Source organism: Mesorhizobium sp. ANAO-SY3R2, assembly GCF_042466635.1.
GTDB lineage: Bacteria > Pseudomonadota > Alphaproteobacteria > Rhizobiales > Rhizobiaceae > Aminobacter.
Map to the genome: position 1 here is coordinate 329,829 of NZ_CP159954.1, position 25,063 is coordinate 354,891.

21 protein-coding genes are annotated in these 25,063 nt (G+C 64.0%); 14 read left to right on the top strand and 7 right to left on the bottom strand.

Features of this window, described 5'->3' with window-relative positions; genetic code table 11:
* Window positions 1-9: 9 nt before the first annotated feature.
* The 5 genes from ABSY17_RS04335 to ABSY17_RS04355 all read left to right on the top strand — a co-directional run bounded on the left by ABSY17_RS04335 (window position 10) and on the right by ABSY17_RS04355 (window position 8,607).
* Window positions 10-378, top strand: coding sequence for a hypothetical protein (locus ABSY17_RS04335; RefSeq protein ID WP_378941991.1), 369 nt, complete (start codon window positions 10-12; stop codon window positions 376-378).
* Window positions 379-460: 82 nt separating this feature from the next.
* Window positions 461-1,096 carry a helix-turn-helix domain-containing protein gene (locus ABSY17_RS04340; RefSeq protein WP_378941993.1) on the top strand — a complete coding sequence of 212 codons (636 nt, stop codon included), beginning with the start codon at window positions 461-463 and terminating at the stop codon, window positions 1,094-1,096.
* Window positions 1,097-1,256: 160 nt separating this feature from the next.
* On the top strand, window positions 1,257-2,387 hold the full coding sequence (locus ABSY17_RS04345) for an efflux RND transporter periplasmic adaptor subunit (protein ID WP_378941996.1): 1,131 nt from the start codon (window positions 1,257-1,259) through the stop codon (window positions 2,385-2,387).
* Window positions 2,388-2,438: 51 nt separating this feature from the next.
* Window positions 2,439-5,510, top strand: a complete 3,072-nt coding sequence (locus ABSY17_RS04350) for an efflux RND transporter permease subunit (RefSeq protein WP_378941998.1) — start codon at window positions 2,439-2,441, stop codon at window positions 5,508-5,510.
* Window positions 5,511-5,766: 256 nt separating this feature from the next.
* A complete protein-coding gene (locus ABSY17_RS04355; protein ID WP_378942000.1) occupies window positions 5,767-8,607 on the top strand; it encodes a DNA translocase FtsK in 2,841 nt (946 codons plus the stop codon).
* A 116-nt stretch (window positions 8,608-8,723) separates the two neighbouring features.
* Here the strand turns inward: ABSY17_RS04355 and ABSY17_RS04360 are convergent, their stop codons facing one another.
* The 7 genes from ABSY17_RS04360 to ABSY17_RS04390 are packed head-to-tail and all read right to left on the bottom strand — an operon-like array spanning window position 8,724 to window position 15,059.
* On the bottom strand, window positions 8,724-9,128 hold the full coding sequence (locus ABSY17_RS04360) for a RidA family protein (RefSeq protein WP_378942002.1): 405 nt from the start codon (window positions 9,126-9,128) through the stop codon (window positions 8,724-8,726).
* A gap of 33 nt (window positions 9,129-9,161) precedes the next feature.
* Window positions 9,162-9,929 carry a hydroxypyruvate isomerase family protein gene (locus tag ABSY17_RS04365; RefSeq protein WP_378942004.1) on the bottom strand — a complete coding sequence of 256 codons (768 nt, stop codon included), beginning with the start codon at window positions 9,927-9,929 and terminating at the stop codon, window positions 9,162-9,164.
* 5 nt (window positions 9,930-9,934) lie between these two features.
* Window positions 9,935-10,585 carry an aldolase gene (locus ABSY17_RS04370; RefSeq protein ID WP_378942006.1) on the bottom strand — a complete coding sequence of 217 codons (651 nt, stop codon included), beginning with the start codon at window positions 10,583-10,585 and terminating at the stop codon, window positions 9,935-9,937.
* Window positions 10,582-11,841 (bottom strand): 3-oxo-tetronate kinase, encoded by a 1,260-nt coding sequence (gene otnK / locus ABSY17_RS04375; RefSeq protein WP_378942008.1) that lies wholly within the window; start codon window positions 11,839-11,841, stop codon window positions 10,582-10,584. The genes ABSY17_RS04370 and otnK overlap by 4 nt, the downstream gene beginning before the upstream one ends.
* Window positions 11,842-11,843: 2 nt before the next feature.
* Entirely contained in the window at window positions 11,844-12,770 is a 927-nt protein-coding gene (gene ltnD, locus ABSY17_RS04380; protein WP_378942010.1) for an L-threonate dehydrogenase, read from the bottom strand.
* Window positions 12,767-13,765, bottom strand: coding sequence for a D-erythronate dehydrogenase (gene denD, locus ABSY17_RS04385; RefSeq protein ID WP_378942012.1), 999 nt, complete (start codon window positions 13,763-13,765; stop codon window positions 12,767-12,769). Before denD ends, ltnD begins: the two co-directional genes overlap by 4 nt.
* A gap of 55 nt (window positions 13,766-13,820) precedes the next feature.
* Entirely contained in the window at window positions 13,821-15,059 is a 1,239-nt protein-coding gene (locus ABSY17_RS04390) for an NAD(P)/FAD-dependent oxidoreductase (RefSeq protein WP_378942014.1), read from the bottom strand.
* A 448-nt stretch (window positions 15,060-15,507) separates the two neighbouring features.
* Here ABSY17_RS04390 and ABSY17_RS04395 point away from each other — a divergent pair, with 448 nt between their 5' ends.
* The 9 genes from ABSY17_RS04395 (at window position 15,508) to ABSY17_RS04435 (ending at window position 25,044) form a co-directional block, all read left to right on the top strand.
* Entirely contained in the window at window positions 15,508-16,305 is a 798-nt protein-coding gene (locus tag ABSY17_RS04395) for a creatininase family protein (RefSeq protein WP_378942016.1), read from the top strand.
* 15 nt (window positions 16,306-16,320) lie between these two features.
* Entirely contained in the window at window positions 16,321-17,112 is a 792-nt protein-coding gene (locus tag ABSY17_RS04400; RefSeq protein ID WP_378942018.1) for an ABC transporter ATP-binding protein, read from the top strand.
* An 11-nt stretch (window positions 17,113-17,123) separates the two neighbouring features.
* The gene (locus ABSY17_RS04405; protein WP_378942020.1) at window positions 17,124-17,957 is read left to right on the top strand and encodes an ABC transporter permease; all 834 of its coding nucleotides are present in this window, start codon (window positions 17,124-17,126) and stop codon (window positions 17,955-17,957) included.
* A 2-nt stretch (window positions 17,958-17,959) separates the two neighbouring features.
* Window positions 17,960-19,204 (top strand): amidohydrolase family protein, encoded by a 1,245-nt coding sequence (locus tag ABSY17_RS04410; RefSeq protein WP_378942022.1) that lies wholly within the window; start codon window positions 17,960-17,962, stop codon window positions 19,202-19,204.
* A complete protein-coding gene (locus ABSY17_RS04415; protein WP_378942024.1) occupies window positions 19,201-20,583 on the top strand; it encodes an FAD-binding oxidoreductase in 1,383 nt (460 codons plus the stop codon). The genes ABSY17_RS04410 and ABSY17_RS04415 overlap by 4 nt, the downstream gene beginning before the upstream one ends.
* A gap of 30 nt (window positions 20,584-20,613) precedes the next feature.
* Entirely contained in the window at window positions 20,614-21,624 is a 1,011-nt protein-coding gene (locus tag ABSY17_RS04420; RefSeq protein ID WP_378942025.1) for an ABC transporter substrate-binding protein, read from the top strand.
* 53 nt (window positions 21,625-21,677) lie between these two features.
* A complete protein-coding gene (locus tag ABSY17_RS04425; RefSeq protein ID WP_378942027.1) occupies window positions 21,678-22,337 on the top strand; it encodes a TetR family transcriptional regulator C-terminal domain-containing protein in 660 nt (219 codons plus the stop codon).
* A 115-nt stretch (window positions 22,338-22,452) separates the two neighbouring features.
* A complete protein-coding gene (locus ABSY17_RS04430; RefSeq protein WP_378942029.1) occupies window positions 22,453-22,773 on the top strand; it encodes a 2Fe-2S iron-sulfur cluster-binding protein in 321 nt (106 codons plus the stop codon).
* Window positions 22,774-23,061: 288 nt separating this feature from the next.
* On the top strand, window positions 23,062-25,044 hold the full coding sequence (locus tag ABSY17_RS04435; RefSeq protein ID WP_378942031.1) for an NAD(P)-binding protein: 1,983 nt from the start codon (window positions 23,062-23,064) through the stop codon (window positions 25,042-25,044).
* Window positions 25,045-25,063 lie beyond the last annotated feature (19 nt).

Sequence of the window (25,063 nt, forward strand, 5' to 3'; positions counted from 1 at the left end):
TGACCTCAATTGAGCGCCGCCAGCATGATCCTTGTCGTCGCTCCGGACCATGGGCTTCGGCGGTCGCTGGTGTTCGTGCTCGAGGCGGACGGGTTCGACGTCGAGTCGCATGTCACGCTTGACGACGCATTGGCCTCGCCGCTCGACCAATCCATCGTCTGCGCCATTGTCGACGAAGACGCGACACGCTCCCGGCCGACCGAACTGCAGGACCTTCGACGGCTTGGCAAGCCGGTTGTACTGCTGGCGGCAGCACCTTCGATCGCGTCCGACATCATGGGCCTGACGGTACTGCCAAAGCCGTTTCTCGGCGTCTCGCTCATCAGGGCGGTAGGGCACGCCATCGCCTCAGGGTGGCCAGCGAGCGGCCCTACGTAATTTCCCGTAGGGACATAACCGGATTTTGCCGGAACCCGATTTGCGCGAGTGGTGTTCCCGGAGAGGCGACCGGGAGTTGACCATGATCGCCTACACGGCCTCGAAGATCGCCACTCGCGAGTTCACCGCCAAGGCACCGCTCTTGCCGACGCGGCCGCAGCCGCTCCATTTCTTCGCCGCGGGCACCGAGATTTACGGGCAGAATGAACTCGCCGGCTGCATCTATCAGGTCGAATTCGGCGCCATCCGCATCTACCGCCTGCTCGCCGACGGACGCCGGCAGATCAGCTCTTTCCACCTGCCCGGCGAGACATTCGGCCTGGAAGTCGACGACAGGCATCATTTTTGTGCCGAGGCGATCAGCAATTGCGGCATCCGCAAGTTTTCGCTCGCTTCGCATCCCGAAATGTCGGGCGAACTGCTGTCGCTGGCGCTGCAGAGTCTCGGCAGGGCCCAGGACCATCTCCTGGTCCTTGCCCGGCAGGCCGCCTGTGAGCGGGTCGGGGCATTCCTGCTCGAACTGGCCGAACGGCAGGGCGGCACGAACATGATCGAACTGCCGATGTCGCGCATGGATATCGGCGACTATCTCGGCCTGACCATCGAAACGGTGTCGCGTATCTTCTCGAAGCTCAAGGAGCAAGGCATCATCAGGCTGCCGTCGCTGCGTTGCATCGAGATCATGAATTGGGACGCGCTGCACAGCATGAACGCCTGAGTTGCGGTGCGCCCCAGCCATTCGTTGAAGCTCCGGCCTCACCGGGAACTTGCCAAGCTTTCGTTCGTTATTCGCTGTTGGTGCGATGTCCGCCGACTGAAAAGTCCATTGCGGCAAGCGACCACGCAGGAACACTCACCCTATTTGGGAAGAGTTGGCGATGCTGAAGCGCATGCTCATCATGCTGGTCCTCACCGGGTTGGTCCTGGGAGGCGTCTTCGGCTTTCAGGCGTTCAAATCCGCAATGATCAGCAAGGTGATGGCCTCGCTTGCCAACCCGCCGCAGACCGTGTCGACAACGGTCGCCGCCTCGCAGGACTGGCAACCGCAACTGGAAGCGGTCGGCAGCCTGCGTGCAGTCAACGGGGCCAGCCTCAGCCCCCAGGTCGCCGGCCTTGTGTCGGCAGTGCATTTCGAATCCGGCGCCGACGTCAACAAGGGCGATCTGCTGCTCGAACTGGCGTCTGCCGACGACATTGCCAAGCTTGAGGCGCTGAAGGCGACGGCCGCCCTGGCCAAGATTGTCTACGATCGCGACAGCAAGCTGGTGAATAGCAAGACGATAAGCCAGCAGGTGGTCGACACCGACAGGGGTAATCTGCTGAACGCCGAGGCACTTGTCGCGCAACAGCAGGCCCTTGTCGACTACAAGTCGATCACCGCACCGTTTTCAGGCCGCCTCGGCATCCGCCAGGTCGATCTCGGCCAGTATCTCGCTGCCGGCACTCCGATCGTCACCTTGCAGCAGCTCGATCCGATCTATGTCGATTTCTACATGCCGCAGCAGGCGCTGGCGCAGATCAAGGTCGGTCAGCCCGTGACGGCAAAGGTCGACACCTTCCCCGGCCGGACCTTCCCCGGACAGATTTCGGCAATCAACTCGCAGATCGACGTGGCGACCCGCACCGTCCAGTTGCGCGCCACCTTGCAGAACGACGACGATGCGCTGCTGCCGGGGATGTTTGCGACCGTCGACGTCACCACCGCCGCTCCGGAAAAATACGTCACGCTGCCGCAAACGGCGATCGCCTTCAATTCCTACGGCAACATCGTCTATCTGGTCGACGACAATGGCAAGGACGCCAACGGCCAGCCGCAGCTCTCCGCCCGGCAGATATTCGTCACCACGGGTGCGACGCGCGGCGACCAGGTCGCGGTCGTCAGCGGCGTCAAGGACGGCGACGTCGTCGTCACCGCCGGCCAGCTCAAGCTGCGCAACGGCGCGCCCGTCCATATCGACAATACCGTCCAGCCGGCCAACAACCCCAATCCGACGCCGAGCGACAAATAGCGCAAGCAGCCAGACGAAGGACGACAGGCAGCAGAAACTCGGTCAGACCAGATGAATTTCACCGACCTTTTCATCCGCCGCCCGGTGCTTGCGATCGTCGTCAGCCTCACCATCCTCGTGCTAGGCGTGCGCGCGATCGGCTCCTTGCCGGTGCTGCAATATCCGCGCACCGAAAACACCGTCGTCACCGTCACGACGACCTATTACGGCGCCGATCCCGCCGTCATCGCCGGCTTCATCGCCACCCCGCTCGAAAACGCCATCGCCCAGGCCAACGGCATCGACTACATGAGCTCGACGAGTTCGACCGGCGTCAACGTCATCACCATCTATCTCCGGCTCAACTACGACGCCGACAAGGCGCTGACCGAGATCAGCACCAAGGTCAGCTCGGTCATCAACCAGTTGCCATCAGGGGCCCAGCAGCCGGTCCTGAGCGTCAAGGTCGGGCAGACGATCGATGCGATGTACATGGGCTTCGACAGCGACGTGCTGCCACGCAACAAGATTACCGACTATCTCACCCGCGTCGTGCAGCCCAAGCTGCAGGCGGTGCCCGGGGTGCAAACCGCCGAGATCCTGGGCGGCCAGAACTTCGCGCTCAGGGTCTGGCTCGACCCGGCCAAGCTCGCTTCCTACGGCCTGACCGCAACCGACATTTCGGCAGCATTGCAGCAGAACGACTATATAGCCGGCCTCGGCACCACCAAGGGCCAGATGGTGCAGGTCAACCTCACAGCATCGACCAGCCTGCACAGCGCTGAAGAATTCGCCAACCTCATCATCAAGCAGGCCAGCGGCGCCATCGTGCGCCTCAAGGACGTGGGCACTGTAGCGCTCGGCGCCGACGACTATGAATCGCAGGTCGCCTTCGACGGCAAGCAGGCGGTCTATATCGGCATCCAGGTCGCCCCGGGCGCAAACCTTTTGTCGGTCATATCAGGCGTGCGCACGGTCTTCCCCGACATTGTGGCGCAAATGCCGGAGGGCTTGCGCGGCGTTATCGTCTACGACTCGACCGATTTCGTGAACAGTTCGATCCGCGAGGTGATCTGGACGCTCGGAGAGGCGCTGTTGATCGTCACCCTGGTCATCTTCGCCTTTTTGGGTTCGCTGCGCTCGGTCCTGATCCCGACCGTTGCGATCCCGCTGTCGCTGATAGGCGCTTTCGCGCTGATGCTGCCGCTTGGTTTCTCGATCAACTTGCTGACGCTTCTGGCGCTGGTACTGGCGATCGGCCTCGTCGTCGACGACGCCATCATCGTCGTGGAAAACGTCAACCGACACATCGACGAAGGCGTCCAGCCGGTGCCTGCCGCGATCATGGCGGCACGCGAGCTTGGCGGCCCGATCATCGCCATGACCGTGGTGCTGGTGGCCGTCTACGTCCCCATCGGCTTCCAGGGCGGGCTAACGGGGGCACTGTTTACCGAATTCGCTTTCACGCTTGTCGGCGCAGTCACCGTGTCGGCGATCGTCGCGCTGACGCTGTCGCCGATGATGTGCTCGCGCATTCTCAAAGCCCGCAATGCCGAAAGGCATGGTTGGCAGGACCGGCTGGCCGATCTCATCGACCGCGCCTTCGCGCGGGTGCGCGAGGGCTATGAACGCTGGCTGCATGGCAGCCTCGACTATCTCCCGGTGACAATGGCCTTTGCGCTGATCGTGCTTGGAAGCATCTATTTCCTCTATGCCGGCGCACGCGGCGAACTGGCGCCGCAGGAAGATGCGGGCATCATCATCGCCTCTTCGACCTCGGCGCCCAACGCCACGCTGGAGCAGAAGCTGCTCTATTCGCGGCAGGTTTACGAAATCTACGCCGACTATCCGGAAACCGCCCATGTGTTCCAGATCGACGCGCCAGGCCAGTCGATCGGGGGCATGGTGTTCACGCCGTGGGACCTGCGCAGCCGCACAACGAACGAGCTGCAGCCGGTGATCCAGAAGCAGCTCGACGGCATCGCCGGCGTACGCGCCGCAGCTTTTCAGTTGCCGCCCCTGCCCGGCAGCCAAGGCCTGCCGATCCAGTTCGTGCTGAGCACGACGGAATCCTTCGACCGCCTCGACCAGGCGTCACAGGGCTTCCTGCAGGAAGCCCTGAAGAGCGGCATGTTCATCTTCCTCGACAGCGACCTCAAGATCGACAACCCGCAATCGACCCTCGAGATCGACCGCAACAAGACCGCGCAGCTCGGCCTGAAGATGAGCGATGTCGGCGCAGCCCTCGGCGGCATGCTGGGCGGCGGCTACGTCAACTATTTCAGCCTCGACGGCCGCTCCTATAAGGTCATCCCGCAGGTCCAGCAAGCCAGCCGGCTCAACGCCCAGCAGCTGATGAACTACTATGTCGGCACGGTGAACGGCGTTCCGATCCCGCTGTCGACCATAGCCACGATCACCACCGAAGCCATCCCGCAATCGATCAATCACTTCCAGCAGCTCAACAGCGCGACGATCCAGGGCGTGGCCTCTCCGGGCGTAGCGCAGGGCGACGCGCTGAACTTCCTGCAGAATCTCGCCAAGCGCACACTGCCGCAGGGCTATTCGGTCGACTATGGCGGGCTGTCGCGTCAGTACATCCAGGAATCGTCGGGCTTCCTGGTCACCTTCGCCTTCGCCCTGATCATCATCTATCTGGCGCTGGCGGCCCTGTTCGAAAGCTTCCGCGACCCCGTCATCATCCTGGTCTCGGTGCCGATGTCGATTGCCGGCGCGCTCATCTTCATCAGCCTCGGAATCGGCGACGCGAGCCTCAACATCTATACCGAAGTGGGGCTGGTGACCTTGATGGGCCTGATCAGCAAGCACGGCATCCTGATCGTCGAATTCGCCAACATGCTGCAGGAGCAGGGCAAGTCCAAGCGCGAGGCGATCGAGCAGGCCTGCGGCATCCGGCTGCGGCCGATCCTGATGACGACGGCAGCAATGGTGCTGGGCGTCGTGCCCCTCATCACCGCCACCGGCGCCGGTGCGGTATCGCGCTTCAACATGGGTCTGGTCATTGCCAGCGGACTGGCAATCGGAACGGCTTTCACCCTGTTCGTGGTGCCGGCGGTCTACATGCTGATCGCGGCGGATCACTCGCGCCGTGTCAGCCTGGAAGAGGCGGCCGAGACCTCGTGACGCCGGGCGAAGCCCGCCACTTCGGACCTCTATTTTCCAACCTCCGCGCGGGCCGTGGCCCAATGCTAAAACCGCTGCAAGATTCCTTGTGTCGGAATCGACCAAAGGACAAAATTCTGTAACAAATTCAGATCTCTAATGTGTCATTCGAGCGCCGTGGATGAGGCGCGTCGCGGCAACAGAATGCAATCCGGGAAGGAACTGTTAACCACTGCTTCCTATTGCTCTTGGGACGTTCCACCGGCGAGTCACGAGTATGCGATCCACGAGTTATCCTCGATCCAATTTTCCCAACGCAGCCTCGCAGGATGACGCCGAAACGAATGGTTTCGACGAGTTCGGCGCCTGGCCTGGCGACGCGCATCAGCCGGCCCCGTCGACCGGTTCGCGACCTGAGGCGCCAGCCGCCGGCGGACGTGTCGTCAATCTCCATGGCAGCGAGCAGACCTACATGAAGCCGAAGGGCCAAGCCGGCAACGCCTTCCCGAAGTTCGGCGGCATCGAAAGCCCCACCTGGCAGGATTATTTCTTCTTGGCGCCCAACGTGCGCTTTACCCGCACGCCCGAGCGCGAGTTCAGGAAGATTGACGAGCCGACCGATGCCGACCAGGCACCGGCCGGGGCGGCGACAGCCTCCCCGCAGCAGGCGGTTCAGGCTGCGGCCCCCGCCGCGCCAGCGCCCAGTACACCGGCACCGGCGGCCTCGGTGAACAGCCAGCGCCCGACCCCGCAAGTCGCCCAGCCTGCGGCTGCGCCGGTTGCGACCCGACCTGCGCCGGCCGTCGCGCGGCCGTCGCTGGAGCGCGTCGTCGAGAAAGCCCAGGTCCTGCCGTCGGCACAGCCGACGCGCGTCGCCCCGGCGCCCGTGGTCGCGCAGGCGCCCATTTTCGCACCGGCACCCGTCGTCGTGCAGGCGCCGGCTGTCATTGAAGCCGAAGCGGCGACCCCCAGCATCTTGGAAACGCGCTGGTCCTACCTGTCGGACCACGCCTTCTTCGAGGCCATGGCGCACGACACGATCGAAGCTTCAGCGCCCGTCGCACCGGAGGCAGTTGCATCCGTGCTGGTGGCACCAGCGCAGGCAGCGGCTGTTGTGCCTGCACCAGCTCTGGCTCGCGTTGCGCCAGTTCCGGCACCAGTGGCTGCGGCACCCGCGCCGGTAGCCCCTGCCCCGGTCGTGCCAGCCCCTGCCGTCTTCAAGCAGATCGAGATCCGCCCGGCACCGAAGCCGGTCGTGCCCCCGGTTGCGGACATCACCGCGCTGTTCCGTGTCATCGAATGCCACTACGGCCAGCACGCGCCGTCCGCCTTGACCGAGGTCGCACCGGCCAATTCCAATGTCGCCACCGCCGAGCCGGAAGCCCAGATGGTCGCCGAACCACAGCAGACCGAAGCGCCTGTCGCCGTGACCGCTGCCGTGGCCGAACCCATTGCCGAGACTGCGACGGCTCCCGCGCCGGCCGCCAAAAACGTGGAGATCACCATGCCGGCCCCGCGCCAGCCGGCGCTGCCGATGGCAGGCAAGGTGACCCGGCTCCTGTCTGGCGACGACTACGAATTGCCTTCCGAGGAGCTTCTGCAGCAGCCGCCGGAAGGCCAGGGCTTCTACATGTCGCAGGAGCGGCTGGAGCAGAATGCCGACCTTCTCGAAAGCGTGCTCGAGGATTTCGGCGTGCGCGGCGAGATCATCCATGTCCGCCCCGGTCCGGTCGTCACGCTTTACGAATTCGAGCCGGCGCCGGGGGTCAAGTCCTCGCGCGTCATCGGCCTCGCCGACGACATCGCCCGCTCGATGTCGGCGATCTCGGCACGCGTCGCGGTCGTGCCCGGCCGCAACGTCATCGGCATCGAGCTGCCCAACGAGACGCGCGAGACGGTCTATTTCCGCGAGTTGATCGAATCCAACGACTTCCGCAACACTTCGTGCAAGCTGGCTCTGTGCCTGGGCAAGACGATCGGCGGCGAGCCGGTCATCGCCGAACTTGCGAAGATGCCGCATCTGCTCGTCGCCGGCACCACCGGCTCGGGCAAGTCGGTCGCCATCAACACCATGATCCTGTCGCTGCTCTACCGGCTGAAGCCGGAAGAGTGCCGCTTGATCATGGTCGATCCGAAGATGCTGGAACTGTCGATCTATGACGGCATCCCACACCTTCTGACGCCTGTCGTCACCGATCCCAAGAAGGCGGTCACCGCGCTGAAATGGGCGGTGCGCGAGATGGAGGACCGCTATCGCAAGATGGCTCGGCTCGGCGTGCGCAACATCGACGGCTTCAACGAGCGCGCAGCTAGCGCCCGCGACAAGGGCGAGACGGTCGTGATGACGGTGCAGACCGGTTTCGAGAAGGGCACCGGCGAGCCGCTGTTCGAGGAGCAGGAAATCGACCTCGCGCCGATGCCCTACATCGTCGTCATCGTCGACGAGATGGCCGACCTGATGATGGTCGCCGGCAAAGAGATCGAAGGCGCCATCCAGCGTCTCGCGCAGATGGCGCGCGCCGCCGGCATCCACCTGATCATGGCGACCCAGCGCCCCTCGGTCGACGTCATCACCGGCACGATCAAGGCCAACTTCCCGACCCGCATCTCCTTCCAGGTGACGTCGAAGATCGACAGCCGCACCATTCTGGGCGAACAAGGTGCCGAGCAATTGCTCGGCCAGGGCGACATGCTGCACATGGCCGGCGGCGGCCGCATCGCCCGCGTGCATGGCCCATTCGTTTCCGACGCCGAGGTCGAGCATGTCGTGGCGCATCTGAAGGCGCAGGGGCGGCCCGAATATCTCGAGACCGTGACGGCCGACGAGGACGACGAGGCACCCGAGGCCGACGACAGCCCGGTCTTCGACAAGGGTTCGGTCGCGGCCGAGGACGGCGATTCCATCTTTGACGAGGCGGTCAAGGTGGTGCTGCGCGACAAGAAGTGCTCGACGTCCTACATCCAGCGCCGCCTCGGCATCGGCTACAACCGCGCCGCTTCGCTGGTCGAGCGGATGGAGAAGGAAGGCATCGTCGGCGCGCCCAACCATGTCGGCAAGCGCGAGATCCTGCACGGCCGCCGCGACCAGGCCGCACCCGGCAAGGACGAGGCGGAGTGATCGGCAGGCGTCGCCGCCATTGCGGCGGCGGCCGTGCAACAGCACATCGCCCGAAAAGCGAATCCGCTTTCCGGGCGATGCGCCAAGACTGGCTGCAATAGCTCGTCGTTGCGGCTTTATGCTCGCGCTGCGACGACCTCGACCTCGACCTTGAATTCCTCGCGCGTGAAGCCGGAGACGATCATCAGCGTCGACGCAGGCGCGGGTTGCGGGAACAGGCGGTCGCGGACCGCCATGTAGGGCCGCATATGTGCCCTGTCGGTAACGAAGGCGTTGATACGGACCACATTCGCAAAGTCCATGCCGCATGCCGCCAGGATCAAGCGGACATTCTCGAAGCAGAGCTCGGCCTGGGCCTCCGCATCCTCTGGGACATGGGCATCCGCGCCGATGCCGAGCTGGCCGGAACAGAAAACCATATCCGATCCGGCACGCACCACGACGCCATGGCTGTAGGCCGCGAACGGGGCCGGCATGGTATCAGGTACCAGATGGTCGAGGTCCAAGGGGCGATCGGTCATGTCATTCACCTTCGGCGATACTGGGTTCAGGGATCAACGCCAGGCGGCAAGCCAGCCAAGGCCTTCGTCGGTCGACCGGCGCGGCTTGTATTCCGCTCCGAAATAACCGGCATAGCCGGCCTCGGCCATCTTCGGCAGCACACTCGCGTAGTCCACCTCGCCTGTGTCCGGCTCGCCCCGGTCCGGCACGGCCGCAAACTGGATATGGCCAATGAATTGGCGATAGGTGTCGAACTCTTCCAGAATGGACTTTCCGGAACGCCCGACGTGATAGCAATCGAACATGATGCGGATGTTGTCGCGGCCCGTCGCCTCGATGATCGCCGCAGCAGTGGCGTTGTCGACCAGGAAATAGCCCGGCACGTCGTGGTGGTTGAGCGGCTCCAGCAGGATCGTGATCCCGGCGGTCCGCGCCTGGTCCGCCGCATAGCGCAGATTGGCGGTGAAGGTGTCGCGTGCGGCAAGGCCATCGGTCTTGCCGGCCATTACGTGCACCGCGGTCGCGCCGATCGCCGTCGCGTAGGCTATCGCCTGATCGATCGCAGCGCGCGCTTCCTTCTCACGCCCCGGCAAGGCTGAAAGCCCGAAGTCGCCGGCATCGACGTTGCCCCGCGACGTGTTCAGTCCCAGAACCGGCAGGCCGCTTTCGGCAAGTGCGTGGCCGAGCAGCGACGGCTCGACGGCATAAGGCCAATGCAACTCGACCGCCTCGAAGCCGGCCTTGGCCGCTGCGCGCACTGCATCGGGCAGCACAAGTTCGGTCCACAGGAAGCCGAGATTGGCTGAAAACGGAAGCTTCATTACGTTCAATCCCACTCGATATTGAAATGATCCACGACATCGCGGACCTGTTCGGGCGTCAGCATCTTCGGTTTCATGCCGCGCGTGAGCAGCGCAAGGCGCGCCGTCTCCTCCAGCTCTTCCATGGCATAGACCGCCGCTTCGAGGTCCTTGGCCGCGACCACGGGACCGTGGTTGGCGAGAAGGACGGCGCTACGCTTGCCGGCAAGCCCCTGGATCGCCTTGCCGATAGCCGCATCGCCCGGTCGGAAGTAGGGCAACAGCTTCACCTTGCCGAGCCGCATGATCGAATAGGGCGTCAGTGGCGGCAGCACATTGTCGGGGTCCGTCTCCGGCAACATGGAGAGCGCCACAGAATGGGTCGAGTGCAGATGCACGATCGCTCCCGCCTTTGCGCCGCGCGTTTCGTAGAACGCGGCGTGCAGCGGCATCTCCTTGGTCGGTGCATCACCGCCGACGAGCCTGCCGGCGCCGTCGAGCAGCGACAGGCGGCCCGGGTCGAGATCGCCGAACGAGGTGCCGGTCGGTGTCACCAGGAGCCGCCCGTCGGAGAGCCGGGCGGAGATGTTGCCGGACGCGCCGCCGGTCAGGCCACGCTCGAAAATCGAGCGCGCCATCCGGCAGATCGTCTCACGCAGTTCTGCTTCTTCGCTCATCGTTCCGCTCGTTCGAGCATCCGCAGCGCCTTGGTGAAGAAGTCCTCAGCACCAAAGTTCCCGGACTTCAAGGCAAGGCCAAACTCCTGCCCGCCAACGCGCAGCATCGGCACGCCCGGATCGATCTCGGGACCGACCTGGAGTGCCTCGCAGGCAAGCCCTTGCACGACGGCGCCGGACGTTTCGCCACCAGCCGACACCAGGCGCCTGATGCCGAGCTTGCGCGCCTCGGCGGCGAGTTCGGCGAAGAACGTCTCGATCTTGTGGGCAAGCTCAGCGAGGCCGTATCTTTCCTGCGCCTTGGCAACCGTATCCGGCTCCGCCGAGGAAAACACCAGCGGCTCGGCCGCGAGGTTTTCCACAATCCATGCGGATGCTTTTGCCACGGTCATCTCACCCGCCATCAGCGCGTCGGCATTGATTTCCAGTGCCGGGTGATCGCGGCGGTAGTGCGCCACCTGGCCGCGTGTCGCCCGCGAGCAGGAACCCGAGAACACAACGCCTGGACCCTCGATGCCCTCCCACGTCACTATGCGGGTGCCGATCAGACCCTGCCGGCGGAAATTTTCCGGCAAGCCAAGCGCCACGCCTGAGCCGCCGGTGATCAGCGGCAGGTCGGCGGCGGCGCGGCCGATAGCGAACAGGTCTTCGTCCTGCAGCGCATCGACGACCACCAGCGCATGGCCGGCCGCATCCTGCCGCCGCAAGGCCTCGGCAATGGCCTCAGTGCCGCGGCGCACTTCGGCAAACGCAACCAGACCGACGGAAAGTCCGGTCTGGTGCTGCAGCCAGCGACGGATATCGGGATCCGTCATCGGGGTGAGCGGATGGGCCTCCATGCCGGACTCGTTGAGCAGGCGGTCGCCGACGAAGAGATGTCCCTGATAGATGGTGCGCCCGGCGCCCGGGAATGCGGGACAGACGACGACACGCTTCGCGTCGAGCGCCTTGATCAGCGCCTCGGCGACCGGACCGATATTGCCGGCCTTGGTCGAATCGAAGGTCGAGCAATATTTGAAGAAGAACTGGCGGCAGCCCTGCTTCTGCAGCCACGCCAGCGCCTGCAGCGACTGCGCCACCGCGTCCTCGACCGGCACGCTGCGCGTCTTCAGCGCAACCACGCCCGCCTCGACATCGGCGTCAGCATCCTGGCTCGGGATGCCGCAATATTGCGTCGTCGCCATCCCGCCCTTGACGAGCGTGTTGGCGAGGTCGGACGAGCCGGTGAAATCATCGCCGATGCAGCCGAGCAGCATGGTCAGTTCTCCTCATAACGCTTGGGGGGAAGGCCGATGCCGCTCGCTTGCGCGTAGAGCTTGACCACCGCCACATCGCCTTCCCGGCCGAGGCCGTTCGACGAAGCTTCCTTGAACCGGGCGAGCGCGGCGGCCGCTACGGGCAGGTCGAGCGAAGCGCCCTTGGCGGTGTCGGTGACGATTCCCAGATCCTTGACGAAGATGTCGACCGCCGAATGCGGCCGGTAGTCACCGGCGGCGATGTAGGGGCCACGGTTCTCGAACATCCATGACGAGCCCGCGCAACGGGGTATCACCTGCATGATCTGGTCGGCATCGACGCCCTGGGCCAGTCCGAATGCGAAGGCTTCCGCGGTTGCGGCGATGTGAATGCCGGCGAGCAACTGGTTGACGCTCTTCATCGCCGAACCCGGCCCGGCACGGTCGCCCAGCCGGAACACGGTCTCGGCCATGGCGTCGAGCGCCAGTTCCGCCTGCCTGAAAGCATCCGGCCTGCCGGACGCCATGACGCTGAGCTGGCCCTTCGCGGCCCGGGCCGAGCCGCCCGAGATCGGGGCATCCAGGTAGAAGATGCCCTTTGGCGCGAGGCGCGCCTCGAATTCCACCGCCTTCTGCGCATCGATCGTGGCGCAGCTGATGACCACCGCGCCTGGCTTCAGCCTGTCGGCCAGGCCATGCGCGCCAAACAGCGCATCTTCCGTCTGGGCCGCGTTGACGACGACCAGGATCGCGCCGTCGGCCTCGCCACACGCTTCCTCGAGGCTGCGATCGAGACCCGCCTCGGCCCTGAAACGCTTCTGGGCATCGGGATTGAGATCGAAGCCGTCGACTGCAAGACCGGCCCGGAGCAGCGAAAGCCCGATACCGTAGCCCATCGCGCCGAGGCCGATGAGCACGAAGCGCCGGCCGCTGTGCGCTTCGGCGCTCATGCCTTCTTCTCCGCCTGCGGCGCGTAGTCCTCGAGATAGGCTTCGATGATTGCCTGGAAGGACGCATCGGCCGAGAAGCCGAGTTGTTCGGCGCGGCGCGACTCGAATGCTTGCGGCCATGTCGAGATGATCGCGACGATTGCCGGATCGATCTCGTGGCGGATCAGCTTCACGGCGTCGTCGCCGGCAATGGCGCGGAGCGCCTCGATTTCATCTGCGACGGTCGCCGAAACGCCCGGCATGGTCATGTTGCGGCGCTCTCCCAAAAGGGCGCCGTCCACGGACGCCGCATGCGCGATGAAGCCGATCGCAGCGCGCGGGCTGGCGAACCAGTGGCGCACCGACGGATCGACCGGCAGCGTCGCCGGCAGGCCGGCAAGCGGCTCGCGCAGGATGTTGGAGAAGAAGCCGGAGGCCGCCGCGTTGGGCTTGCCTGGGCGGATGCAGATGGTGGGCAAGCGGATGCCGATGCCGTCGAAGTAGCCGCGACGGCTGTAGTCGGCCAGCAGCAGTTCACCGATCGCCTTTTGCGTGCCATAGCTCGATCGCGGCGTGATGATGTAGTCGTCGCCGATGACGTCGGGCAGCGGCGAGCCGAAGACGGCAAGCGACGAGGTGAAGACGATGCGCGGATAGTAGCCGTCGCGCTCGTGCGCCTTGCGGACCGCCTCGAACAGGTGCCGCGTGCCGTCGAGATTGATCCGGTAGCCCTTTTCGAAGTCACGCTCGGCTTCGCCGGAGACGATGGCCGCGAGATGGAAGATCACGTCGGGCCGCGCTTCCACCAGGCGCTCGGCCGTTTCCGACGACGAGATGTCGCCGGTTTCGACCCCGACGACGATTTTGCCACCCTCAGGGAGTGAGTTCGGCGCCACGATGTCGAAAAGGGTCAGCCGGGTGACGGCCTTGCCGCCGACCTTGCCGTCCTGAATAAGACGCTTGGCGAGCCCCGCGCCGAGCATGCCGGCGCCACCAACGATAAGACAGTGAACCATTTTTCGACCTGTTTCCGAACCTGTGTTTTAGATGATGGCCAATGAAGAGCGTGGCTCAGGCTGGAGCCATGCCCTTCTCGCTGGCCAGTTGTTTGAGGTGCTGCGGCCCGGCCGCGATATCGGCCTCGGTCGGGCTCATGCCCGCCGCGAGCAGCCGGCGCGCGATCATGTGGTCGGCCGGACGATTGATGGAATCGACCGCCAGCAGGCGCGTTCCCTGGAAGTGATAGACCGAGAAGGCATTGTCTTCCGGGTTGCCGGAGATGAAATGGCGATCGGCATCGAAGGACAGGCCGGCGGTCTGCAGCTTCATGTCGCCCTGATCGGACCAGAACCATGCCACTTCGCGATAGGGGTTTGGTCGTCCAGCGATCGAGCGCGCGACGTGACGGGCCTGGTCGGTCGCGTTCTGGACGGACTCGAGCCTGACGCGGCGGCCGGCGTGATGGTGGTCGTAGCTCGCGCAATCGCCAATGGCATAGATATGGGGCGCGGAACTGCGCATGTGAGCGTCGACGACGATGCCGTTGTCGACGGCAAGTCCGGCCTCGATGGCCAGTTCGACATTCGGCACGGCACCGATGCCCAAGACCACCATGTCGGCCTCGAAGCGCTGGCCATCGGCCGTCCGGACTGCCGCGACTCGCCCGCCTTCTTCCTCGAAGCCTGCAACCTGGATGCCGGTGAAGATGTCGATGCCGGCAACCCTGCATCTTGCCTTGGCGTGGACGGAGACCACTTCGGCCACCGACCGCCCGAGCACGCGAGGCGCCGCCTCGATCAGCGTGACCTTCTTGCCCAGCATGGAGCAGCTATGCGCCATCTCCATGCCGATGAAACCGCCGCCGACAATAACGACGTCGTGGATGCCGGGCATCATGTTCCTGATGTGGCGTGCGTCCGCCATGCTGCGCAAAGTGACGACGCCGTCGAGCCCAACGCCCGGCAGGTCAGGGATTCGCGCCCGCGCGCCGGTCGCCAGGACTAGATCGGTCCACTCGATCTCCCGCCCGTCCCCGAGAGCAAGTTTCCGGTCGTCGACGCGAATCGCGTCGACGCGGGCGCCCAGCAACAGATCGATGGAATCGTCGCGATAGACCGACTCCGGGCGCAATACCAAACCGTCGGCGTCAGGGGATTTCAGATAGGCCTTGGACAGCGGCGGCTTGTGGTAGGGGATATCCGTCTCGTCACTGATCAAGACGATCTCGCCTGCATAGCCTTCCTGACGGAGACTGACCGCGGCCTGCGAGCCGCCATGGCCCGCGCCAACGATGATGCACCTCTCCCCCATGACCCCTCCAGAAAGTACGCCGTTACGCCTGCCGGATTCCGACTGCCCGTGCAGAATTTCCCGCCCGAAGTTCCTTGGCCACATGGGCGGAACCCCTCCGACTCGAACGAGAATGCTTTTTGATTGCATATCCCCAAAAGAATTTAAACAATTAGTTTGACCGATCGGTCAGATCGTTTAGTAGTACGCCGCGCCGCCGGGCAAAACCCGGGTGATCGGGAGGGGATCAATGACGAGACGGGCAAAAAGCGATGCCGCATCACGCGTGCTGACCGCGCCTTGCGCCGGGCATTTCCGGCCCTCCCCCAATTTCCCCATCCACGGCTGAACGCGGGATGACGACGGCACATCCAACGGATTTCTGCGCCTTGCAGGCGCATTCGACCGCGAGCATTCGCGGGCCTTTGCGCTAGCAGCGCACGACCAATCGAGAGGAGGGGTTGGGAACTTGAAGAGATACTGGTCCGACTATACGAGCGAAGCGTTTTCACGACTCGACCGCGAGCAGATCGTTGCGGTCCTGCCGGTCGGCGCAACCGAACAGCACGGGCCTCACCTGCCCCTGTCGGTCGACGCGGCGATCGCCAATGGCATTGTCGAGGCGACGATCGAAAAGCTGCCCGCATCGAGCAAGGCGCTGTTTCTGCCCACCCAGGCCATCGGCAAGAGCAACGAGCACGCCCGCTACCCTGGCACGCTGACCTTTTCGGCCCAGACGCTGATTTCCATGTGGTGCGAGATCGGTGACTGCGTGGCGGCGAGCGGCGTGAAGAAGCTCGTGCTTCTCAACAGCCACGGCGGCCAGATCAGCACCATGGACATCGTCGCACGCGAGCTGCGCATCCGCCACGACATGATGGTCTTCTCCGTCAACTGGTTCGGCCAGGGCATGCCGGAAGGCGTCTACAGCGACCATGAAATGCACCACGGCATCCATGCCGGCGACATGGAGACCTCGGTGATGCTCGAGCTGCATCCCGACCTCGTCGACATGAGCAAGGCGCAGAACTTCCGGACGTTGACCGAGACCTTCGCCAGCGATTTCAAGCACATCTCGCTCTCGGGTGCGAAGCCCGGCTGGCAGATCCAGGACATCAACCCGCATGGCGCGGCAGGCAACGCCTCTGCTGCCACTGCCGAGAAGGGGCGCAAGACCATCGACTTCGCCGCCGACCGCCTCGTCGAACTCCTGGCTGAGATCGAGCGTGCGCCGCTCTCCTGGCTCGACAACAAAACTGCCTGGTGAGGTGAAGTAATGAACATGGCCACCACCCCATCCGCGTCGTCTCCCGCATTGATCGAGATCGACAGCGTCTACAAGCAATACGGCACGGGCGTCGTCGCGGTCCGCGACATGTCGCTCAAGATCGAACAGGGACAGTTCGTCAGCTTCCTCGGCCCATCCGGCTGCGGCAAGAGCACCGCGCTCCGCATGATCGCCGGGCTAACCTCGGTTTCGGCCGGCAAGATCCAGCTCAACGGCCAGGGCCGTGGGCCGCAGGACGTCGGTTTCGTCTTCCAGGAGCCGACGCTGATGCCCTGGGCGACGGTGTTCGAGAATGTGTACCTGCCGCTGCGCCTGAGCGGCGTGTCGCGCAAGGACGCGCAGCCGCGCGTCGAGGAAGTTCTGGCCCAGGTCGGCTTGAGCAAGTTCGTCAAGGCCTATCCGCGCGAGCTGTCCGGCGGCATGAAGATGCGGGTCTCGATTGCCCGCGCACTCGTCACCCGCCCGCGCCTGCTTCTGATGGACGAGCCGTTCGCCGCGCTCGACGAGATGACGCGCTTCAAGCTCAACAACGACGTGCTGCGGCTGTGGCAGGAGCACGGGCTGACGGTGATCTTCGTCACCCACAGCGTCTATGAGTCCGTCTACCTGTCGAACCGCGTGGTGGTGATGGCCGCCCGGCCGGGCCGGGTTGTCGCCGATATCGCGATCCCCGGCACCTATCCGCGCGCTGAAAACTTCCGCACCACCGCGGAATACGCCGAAAGCTGCCAGACCGTATCCGATGCGCTGACCGAGACGCTCGGCGCCGACGACATCGACCATTGAAGGCCTGCCCCATGACCGCAGAGACCCCTGTCCTCAATTCCGAACAGAAACGCCAGGCTCGCGTCGAACAGCGCCTGCGCATCATCATGCCGACGCTGGCGATCACCATCGCGCTCCTCATCTGGGAAGGTCTGGTTCGGTACTATGAAGTTCCCCACTACCTGATCCCAGCACCTTCGGTGATCGCCGAAACGCTAGTCAAGGATGGCCCTTCCCTGATGAGTTCCATGCTGTTCACCGTCAAGCTGACGCTGCTGTCGCTGTTTTGCGCCATCGCCGGCGGCATCCTGCTCGGCATGATCTTCGCCCTGTCGCGCACGGTGGAAATGAGCTTCTTCCCGTTCGCGGTGATCCTGCAGGTGACGCCGGTTGTGGCGATCGCCCCGCTCATCCTGATCTATGTACATGACACCTTCACCGCGCTTCTGATCTGCGCGTGGATCGTCGCCTTCTTCCCGATCCTTTCGAACACGGTGATCGGCCTGCGCAGCGCCGACCACAACCTGCGCGATCTGTTCAAGCTCTATCAGGCTACGCCTTTGCAGCGGCTGCGCTATCTCCTGGCACCCAGCGCCCTGCCCTATTTCATGGCGGCGCTGAAGATTGCCGGCGGCCTAGCGCTGATCGGTGCGGTCGTGGCGGAATTCGTTGCCGGTACCGCCGGCCAGAACACCGGCCTGGCGTCGCGTATCCTGGAATCGAGCTTCCGCAATGAAATCCCGCGCATGTTTGCGGCCCTGTTCCTGGTGTCGGTGCTCGGCATTGTCATCTTCCTCGTGACGAGCTGGTTGTCGCGCGCCGTTCTCGGCCGCTGGCACGAAAGCGAAATCCGCCGGGAGGCCTGAGCGTGTCGGACGGGATCACAACGGCATTGGGAAACGCGCCGGACCAGGGACAGGCCATGCGGCTGTCCGGCGTGGCCCTGCCCGGCAATCCGGGCCGCTACGACCTTGTCGTCGCAAACGGCAAGATCGCGGATCTGGTCCCATCCAACGCAACCAATGGCGGCGTGGTCACGCCGCTGTTCGCCGACGTGCATGTGCACCTCGACAAGACCCACACGATCTCGCGCATCGGCACGAGGGCAAACGCCAGGGTCGAATGCCTGTTCGACGCGATCGCGCTGATGGAAGACGACCGGCCGAACTGGACGGCAACCGACATCCGCGCCCGCGCCAGCCGCGCCCTGGAGGCAGCTTATCGGCAAGGCGTCGGCGCGATGCGCACGCATATCGACTGGATCGCACCTGAAGTGCCCGAGGCCTGGCCGGTGCTGGTGTCGCTGCGCGAAGAATGGAAGTCGCGCATCGACCTCCAGCTTTCAGCGCTCGTGCATGGCGATCTCGTGCAGGTGGCGGCGGCTGAAATTGCCCTGCGCGTCAAGCAGGACGGCGGCGTCTTCGGCGCTTTCTTCTACCGCAACGCCGATCTCGAGGCCAAGGTCGAGGTAATGTTTGCGCTGGCGCGCGAGCACGATCTCGATCTCGATTTCCACGTCGACGAAGGGCTCGACGCCGAAGCAAACGCATTGTCGCTGATCATCGACGCCACTATCAGGCATCGCCTCGCCGGCCGTGTGCTGTGCGGTCACGCCTGTTCACTGACGCTGCGTCCCGCCGCCGAACTCGAACGTATTCTGCTGGCGGCCGCGGAAGCCGGCGTGGCGCTGGTCGCGCTGCCGACGTCCAACCTCTACCTGCAGGACCGTAGCAACGGGGTTTCGCCGCGCCTGCGCGGCATCGCTCCGCTGAAGGAAGCACGCAAGGCGGGCATGACGGTGATGCTCGGCTCGGACAATGTCGGCGACGCCTTTTATCCCTATGGCGACTACGACCCGCTTTCCATCCTGCGCCTGGCCGCGCCCGCCTGTCATCTCGAGCCGGACGAATGGCTCGACAGCATCACCCGCCTGCCCGCCCGTTGGTGCGCGAGCAGCATAGCCGTACCGCTGGAAAAAGGCGGCCCCGCCGACTTCGTCTGGCATGGCGCGCGCGATCTCGGCGACCTGATCAGCCGCCCGCAGGCACAGCGCATCGTCTACCGGAGCGGCAAGCCGCTGCCGGCAAGCAATCAAGACTGGAGAAACGCATGAACGTGGCGACACAGCCCCCGCGCGCCTATGACTGGGCCGCTTTTCGCGCCGAAATCGATGGCATCCGCGTCTATGACGATCCCAAGCAGGTGGAACTGCGCTCGCGCGACTATTTCTGGTACAGCCCGATCCTGAGCGAGGACATCGGCCACTTCGTCGGCGACCTGGTGGTGATCCCCAAGGACCAGGACGAGGTCCGTCGCGTCGCCTCCGCCGCCGCCCGCCTGCGCATCCCCGTCACCGTGCGCGGCGGCGGAACCGGCAACTACGGCCAGTGCGTGCCGCTCGAAGGCGGCATCATTCTCGACATGACCAAGATCGATCGGGTACTCGCCATCGAGCCCGGCCGCGTGCGCGTCGAAGCCGGTGCGCGCATTGCCCGCCTCGATGACGCGGTGCGCGAGACGGGCCAGGAACTCCTGATGTACCCCTCGACGCGCCGCATCGCCACCATCGGCGGGTTCTTCACCGGCGGCTCCGGCGGCATCGGCTCGCTGCGCCACGGCATGCTGCGCGACGACGGCAACATCTATTCGGTCAAGGTGATGACCGTCGAGGCCGAGCCGCAGATCATCGAACTGCACGGCACCGAGATCCAGAAGGTCCAGCACGCCTACGGCACCAACGGCATCGTCATGGAGCTGGAGATCGGGCTCACCAAGGCAACCGATTGGGTGCACACCGCAGCCCTGTTTGACAGCTACGATGCGACCCTGCGCTTCTGTCTCAAGGCGCTGGAAGACAACCTCGACTGCTATCTGCTGACGACCGTCGACCGCCGCTTCGCGCGCTTCTACACCAAGTTCGGCGACCTTTTCCCCTCGGATCGCGATGCCGTCTTCGCCATGATCGCGCCGGAAGAAATGGGCCGCTTCGAAGCGCTTGTGGCCGAATTCGGCGGCCGCGTTTCCTTCGCCATGACCAAGGAAGAGCTGCACGCCAAGGGTCTCCAGCCGGCCTATGAGTGCGGCTGGAACCACACCACGCTGCAGGCCCTGAAGGCCGAGCCCGGCTGGACCTATTTGCAGGTGGCCTATCCCCGCCCCTTCGATCCGGAAATCGTCCGCCGCCAGATGGAGCGCTACGGCGACGAGCAGTACATGCACCATGAAATGGCGCGGCTCGAAGGCGAGGTACAGATCTTCGGCCTGCCGCTGGTGCGCTACCACGACCGCGACGACACCTACCGTGTCATCCGGGAACTCGAGCAGATCGACGGCTGCGACATCTACGATCCGCATGCCTACACCATCGAGGATGGCGGCATGAAGCAGATCGACACGATGCAGATCGACTTCAAGAAACAAGCGGATCCTTACGGCCTCCTCAATCCGGGGAAGACGCGAGGCTGGACGACCGAAATGGTCGCCAAAGACTGAAACCTGAATCCAAATGGGAGAGTAGACTACATGAAGAACGCACTCAGGGCGGCGATCGCCGGCCTTTCACTGGCCATGTCCGCGCAGTTCGCGCATGCGCTGGACAAGGTCGTCGTGGGAACCAACTGGCTCGCACAAGCAGGCCACGGCGGCTTCTACCAGGCGCTGGCCGACGGCACCTATGAGAAGCACGGCCTCGACGTGAAGATCGAAATGGGCGGACCGCAGGTCAACAACCGGCCGATGCTGGCCGCCGGACGGCTCGACTTCCTGCTGACGGGCAACCTGCTGCTGTCCTTCCACAACGTCGCCAACGGCATCCCGACCACGGTCGTGGCCTCCTTCTACCAGAAGGACCCGCAGGCCCTGATCGCCCATGAAGGAGCCTACAAGGACTTCAACGATCTGATCAACGCCCCGTCGATCCTGATCGCCAAGGACAGCCAGTTCGGGTTCTGGCCCTGGCTGGTCAGCGAATTCGGCTTCAAGGATGAGCAGATCCGCCCGTATGGCTACAGCCTCGCCCAGTTCATGAGCGACAAGAAGCTCGTGCAGCAGGCCTACGCGACCGCCGAACCGCTCTACGCCGCCAAGCAGGGCGCCAAGGTCACGACCTATCTGTTCGCGGACCATGGCTACAGCACCTACGCCAATACCATCGAAGCCCGCCAGGAAATGGTCGACAAGAATCCTGAGCTGGTCCAAAGGTTTGTTGACGCGACGATCGAGGGTTGGAATAACTTCCTGTACGGAGATCACACCAAGGCTTATGAGCTGATCCTCAAGGATAACCCCGACATGACTGCCGAAACGCTCGACAGCGAGTTGGCTATGCTCAAGCAACTGGGAATGGTCGACAGTGGGGATACTCTGGAAAAGGGCATTGGTGCCATTTCGATGGATCGGGTCAAGGATTTCTACCAGCTCGCGCTCAAGGCGGGCATCGTGAAGGACGAGAAGCTCGACATGTCGAAGGTCGCCACCGATGCCTTCGTCAACAAGGGCGTAGGCCTCGATATCAAGAAGAAGTTCAACCCGTAAACGACAACAAAGCGAGGGGCGCTCACCCGCCCCTCGCCGGAAACGATCTGGCGATGGTACTCGACAAAGCTGAAATCCCCGAAGATGGCGAACTGAGCGCGCGCGAGAAGGTTCTCGATCGGCGCCGGCGTATTCTGGCAGCCATCAGGGATGCGGCGATCGACGAATTTGCGAGCAAGGGTCTGGCCGGTGCTTCGACGCAGGCCATCGCGCAGCGCGCCGGCCTGACCAAGCCGCAGCTCCACTACTACATCTCCAGCAAGGAAGAGCTGTACGAGGACATTCTCGTCTACATTCTCGACGAATGGAAAGAGATCTTCATCAGCGCCTCCACCGGCGACGACCCGGCACAGATCATTCGCGCCTACATCCACAAGAAGCTCGAATACGGTCAGAAAAACCCCAAGGCTTCCAGGCTTTTCACGACGGAGATCGCCAACGGCGCGCCTTTCCTGGGGCGGCACTGGGCGCAGTACCAGGCTTCGACGCAGGAAGCCGTCAAGCTGATCCAGTCATGGGTCGACCAGGGCCTGATCCGTCCTGTCGATCCCCTGCTGTTCCAGATGCATATCTGGGCGGTCACGCAGCACTATGCGGATTTCGAGGTTCAGATCCGCAACTTCATGCGGCTGAGCGACAATGAGGAACTCGACCTGGCCCGGGTCGAGGAGGAGGTAGCCACCCTTTTCCTCCGCGCCTGCGGCCTTCAGTGAACCGCATCTACTAAGACAATCGATCAAAGCCTCGGGACCACCAGCCCCCGGGCTGCCCACGCTTGCGGCCTCATCGTGCCGCGCAATCAGACTATGGAATTCGAAAGGTCCGCCAATGCCCCGCATCATCTACATCACCAGCGACGAGCAACGCTTCGAGATCGAGGCGGAAAATGGCGCGACCGTCATGGAAACCGCGATCCGCGCCGGCGTGCCCGGCATTGAAGCGGAATGCGGCGGCGCCTGCTCCTGCGCCACCTGCCATGTCTATGTCGACCCCTCCTTCGCGGAAACGCTGGGCGGTGCCGAAGCGATGGAAGCCGACATGCTCGATTTTGCCTGGGAACCCGCGCCCAATTCGCGTTTGTCCTGCCAGATCAAGGTCAGCGACGAAATGGATGGCCTGGTCCTGCGCATCCCCGTTAGGCAGAGCTGACCTCTGTTTACCGCGCCCGGCTGGGCACCCCAAACGATCTGAACGAAACGGTTCGAGTTCGGCACATGCAACGGCGTGCCGCGCTGATGCGCGGCCGCATGATGCGAACATTGCGCGGCACACACGCCGTGCCTACTGAGCAGAACGTAATGTTATGACCGTTCAGCTCCCCGCTGCACTTCCCGCACCAAGACATTCCCATCAATATTTTGGATGAACACTTATCTGTCCATTGACGCGAACTCATTTGCATATGAGCTTTGAAGTCGTGAACAGGGAGGCCAAAAATTGAACTGGAACGACAAAGACAAGAAACTGGGGATGGACCGTCCGATCAGCCGGCGCGACTTCCTTGACGGGCTCGCCTTTACCGTGGGCGGCGCCATGGCGATGCGCGCGTTCAAACCTGGCGCTGCCCAGGCGCAGGCGGGTTCCGGCGCTGCAGCCTATCCGCCGAAGGCCGACGGCCTGCGCGGCCAGACCGATGCGGCGCAGAATGTCATGCATGCGGTGCGCGACGGCAGCTATTGGGCAAAGGCCGGCGCGGTCACGCCGACAGGCGAACATTACGACCTCGTCGTGGTCGGCGCAGGACTCTCGGGCCTGACCGCCGCCTATACCTACCGCCAGCAGGCAGGGCAGGACAAACGCGTGCTCCTGATCGACCCGCTGGAGGATTTCGGCGGCCATGCCAAGCGCAACGAATATGTTGCCTCGAACGGCCAGAAGATCATCGGCTATGGTGGCTCGCAATCGATCGACACGCCGAGCTTCTTCAGCCCGGCCGTGCACAAGCTGCTCAGTGACGTCGGCATCGACCTCACCCGCTTCGAGACGTGGTTCAACCAGAAATGGCGCGACGAGCGCGGCCTGTCCAACCGGGCACTGTTCTTCTTTTCCGAGGAATGGGGCCAGGACAAGATGGTCGTCCGCACCAAGGACACCCCAGCCTGGGTCGCCCAGACCCCGCTGAACGACAAGGCCAAGGCCGACCTCATCGCGCTCATCGACGCCCCTGCCGACTACCTGCCGGGCCTGAAGCGCGAGGAAAAGCTCCAGAAGCTCAGCGACATCACCTACAAGCAATTCCTGCTTGATTACGCCAAGGCCGACCCGCAGATCGGGGCGCTCTACCAGATCACGACCATGGGCTATTTCGGCGTCGGCATCGATGCCACCAGTGCTCTTGACGCATGGACCAATGGCAGCCCAGGCTTCGACGGCATGGACCTTGGCGAAGCCGTTCACAAGAACATGGCTCCCAGCGGGCGGGTGAACTTCGCCGGGCCCGACGACTACATCCACCACTTCCCCGAGGGCAATGCCGGCATCGCCCGCGCACTCGTGCGCGGTCTGATCCCGGCGGCACTACCCGGCTCGACGATGGAAGAGATCTCGACCGGCACGCTCGACTACTCCAAGCTGGATGTTGCCGATCATCCGGTGCGCATCCGGCTGAACTCGACCGCGGTCAAGGTTGCCCATGACGGCAGCCCCGGCAGCGCCGAACGGGTGGTGGTGACCTATGCCGGCGAAGGCGGAAAGCCCTTCTCGGTTACCGGCAACCACGTCGTGCTGGCCTGCTGGAACCGCGTCATCCCCTTCCTGACCGACGAGTTGCCGCAAGAGCAGGTGACGGCGCTCAACGATCAGCAGAAGGTGCCGCTGATCTACACCAACGTGCTGATCCGCAATTGGGAGGCCTTCGACAAGCTGAAGATCGACCGGTTTGCCGCGCGCGGCAACTTCTGGAGCGGCGCATCGATCGACTTCCCGGTGTCGGTGGGCGACTACAAATTCGCCGACAAGCCCTCGGATCCGGTGGTGCTTCACCTCACCAAGGTCTTTGCGGCTCCCGCCGACACGGCGCGCGATCAGTTCGCAGCCGGACGCTGGGAACTCTACAGCTTGACCTTCGAGGACATGGAGCGCTCGATCCGCGACATGCTCAACCGCGCCCTGGGTGCTGGCGGATTTGACGCTGCCCGCGACATCGAGGCGATCACCTTGAACCGCTGGGCCCATGGCTATGCCTATGAGTACATGCGGCCGTGGGATGCCTATTGGCCTGACGGGCCGCTGCCGATCATGACGGCGCGCAAGCCCTGGGGACGCGTTGCCATCGCCAACGCCGACAGCGGCGCCTATGCCTATGCCCACTCGGCCATGGACCAAGGCATCCGCGCGGTTCGCGACCTGCTGGGCACACCGGAAGGCGCGCCTGAATACAGCCGCTACCCCGGACCTCCGCTGGACAAGCTCGGGCTCTGAGCCGGTCCGTTGCCTGATG

Excerpts from the sequence above, each read along its gene's own strand:
- ABSY17_RS04340 (WP_378941993.1), top strand. The coding sequence starts at position 461 with ATGATCGCCTACACGGCCTCGAAGATCGCCACTCGCGAGTTCACCGCC.
- ABSY17_RS04345 (WP_378941996.1), top strand. The coding sequence starts at position 1,257 with ATGCTGAAGCGCATGCTCATCATGCTGGTCCTCACCGGGTTGGTCCTG.
- ABSY17_RS04350 (WP_378941998.1), top strand. The coding sequence starts at position 2,439 with ATGAATTTCACCGACCTTTTCATCCGCCGCCCGGTGCTTGCGATCGTC.
- ABSY17_RS04355 (WP_378942000.1), top strand. The coding sequence starts at position 5,767 with ATGCGATCCACGAGTTATCCTCGATCCAATTTTCCCAACGCAGCCTCG.
- ABSY17_RS04360 (WP_378942002.1), bottom strand. The coding sequence starts at position 9,128 with ATGACCGATCGCCCCTTGGACCTCGACCATCTGGTACCTGATACCATG.
- ABSY17_RS04365 (WP_378942004.1), bottom strand. The coding sequence starts at position 9,929 with ATGAAGCTTCCGTTTTCAGCCAATCTCGGCTTCCTGTGGACCGAACTT.
- ABSY17_RS04370 (WP_378942006.1), bottom strand. The coding sequence starts at position 10,585 with ATGAGCGAAGAAGCAGAACTGCGTGAGACGATCTGCCGGATGGCGCGC.
- otnK (WP_378942008.1), bottom strand. The coding sequence starts at position 11,841 with ATGCTGCTCGGCTGCATCGGCGATGATTTCACCGGCTCGTCCGACCTC.
- ltnD (WP_378942010.1), bottom strand. The coding sequence starts at position 12,770 with ATGAGCGCCGAAGCGCACAGCGGCCGGCGCTTCGTGCTCATCGGCCTC.
- denD (WP_378942012.1), bottom strand. The coding sequence starts at position 13,765 with ATGGTTCACTGTCTTATCGTTGGTGGCGCCGGCATGCTCGGCGCGGGG.
- ABSY17_RS04390 (WP_378942014.1), bottom strand. The coding sequence starts at position 15,059 with ATGGGGGAGAGGTGCATCATCGTTGGCGCGGGCCATGGCGGCTCGCAG.
- ABSY17_RS04400 (WP_378942018.1), top strand. The coding sequence starts at position 16,321 with ATGGCCACCACCCCATCCGCGTCGTCTCCCGCATTGATCGAGATCGAC.
- ABSY17_RS04405 (WP_378942020.1), top strand. The coding sequence starts at position 17,124 with ATGACCGCAGAGACCCCTGTCCTCAATTCCGAACAGAAACGCCAGGCT.
- ABSY17_RS04415 (WP_378942024.1), top strand. The coding sequence starts at position 19,201 with ATGAACGTGGCGACACAGCCCCCGCGCGCCTATGACTGGGCCGCTTTT.
- ABSY17_RS04420 (WP_378942025.1), top strand. The coding sequence starts at position 20,614 with ATGAAGAACGCACTCAGGGCGGCGATCGCCGGCCTTTCACTGGCCATG.
- ABSY17_RS04425 (WP_378942027.1), top strand. The coding sequence starts at position 21,678 with ATGGTACTCGACAAAGCTGAAATCCCCGAAGATGGCGAACTGAGCGCG.
- ABSY17_RS04430 (WP_378942029.1), top strand. The coding sequence starts at position 22,453 with ATGCCCCGCATCATCTACATCACCAGCGACGAGCAACGCTTCGAGATC.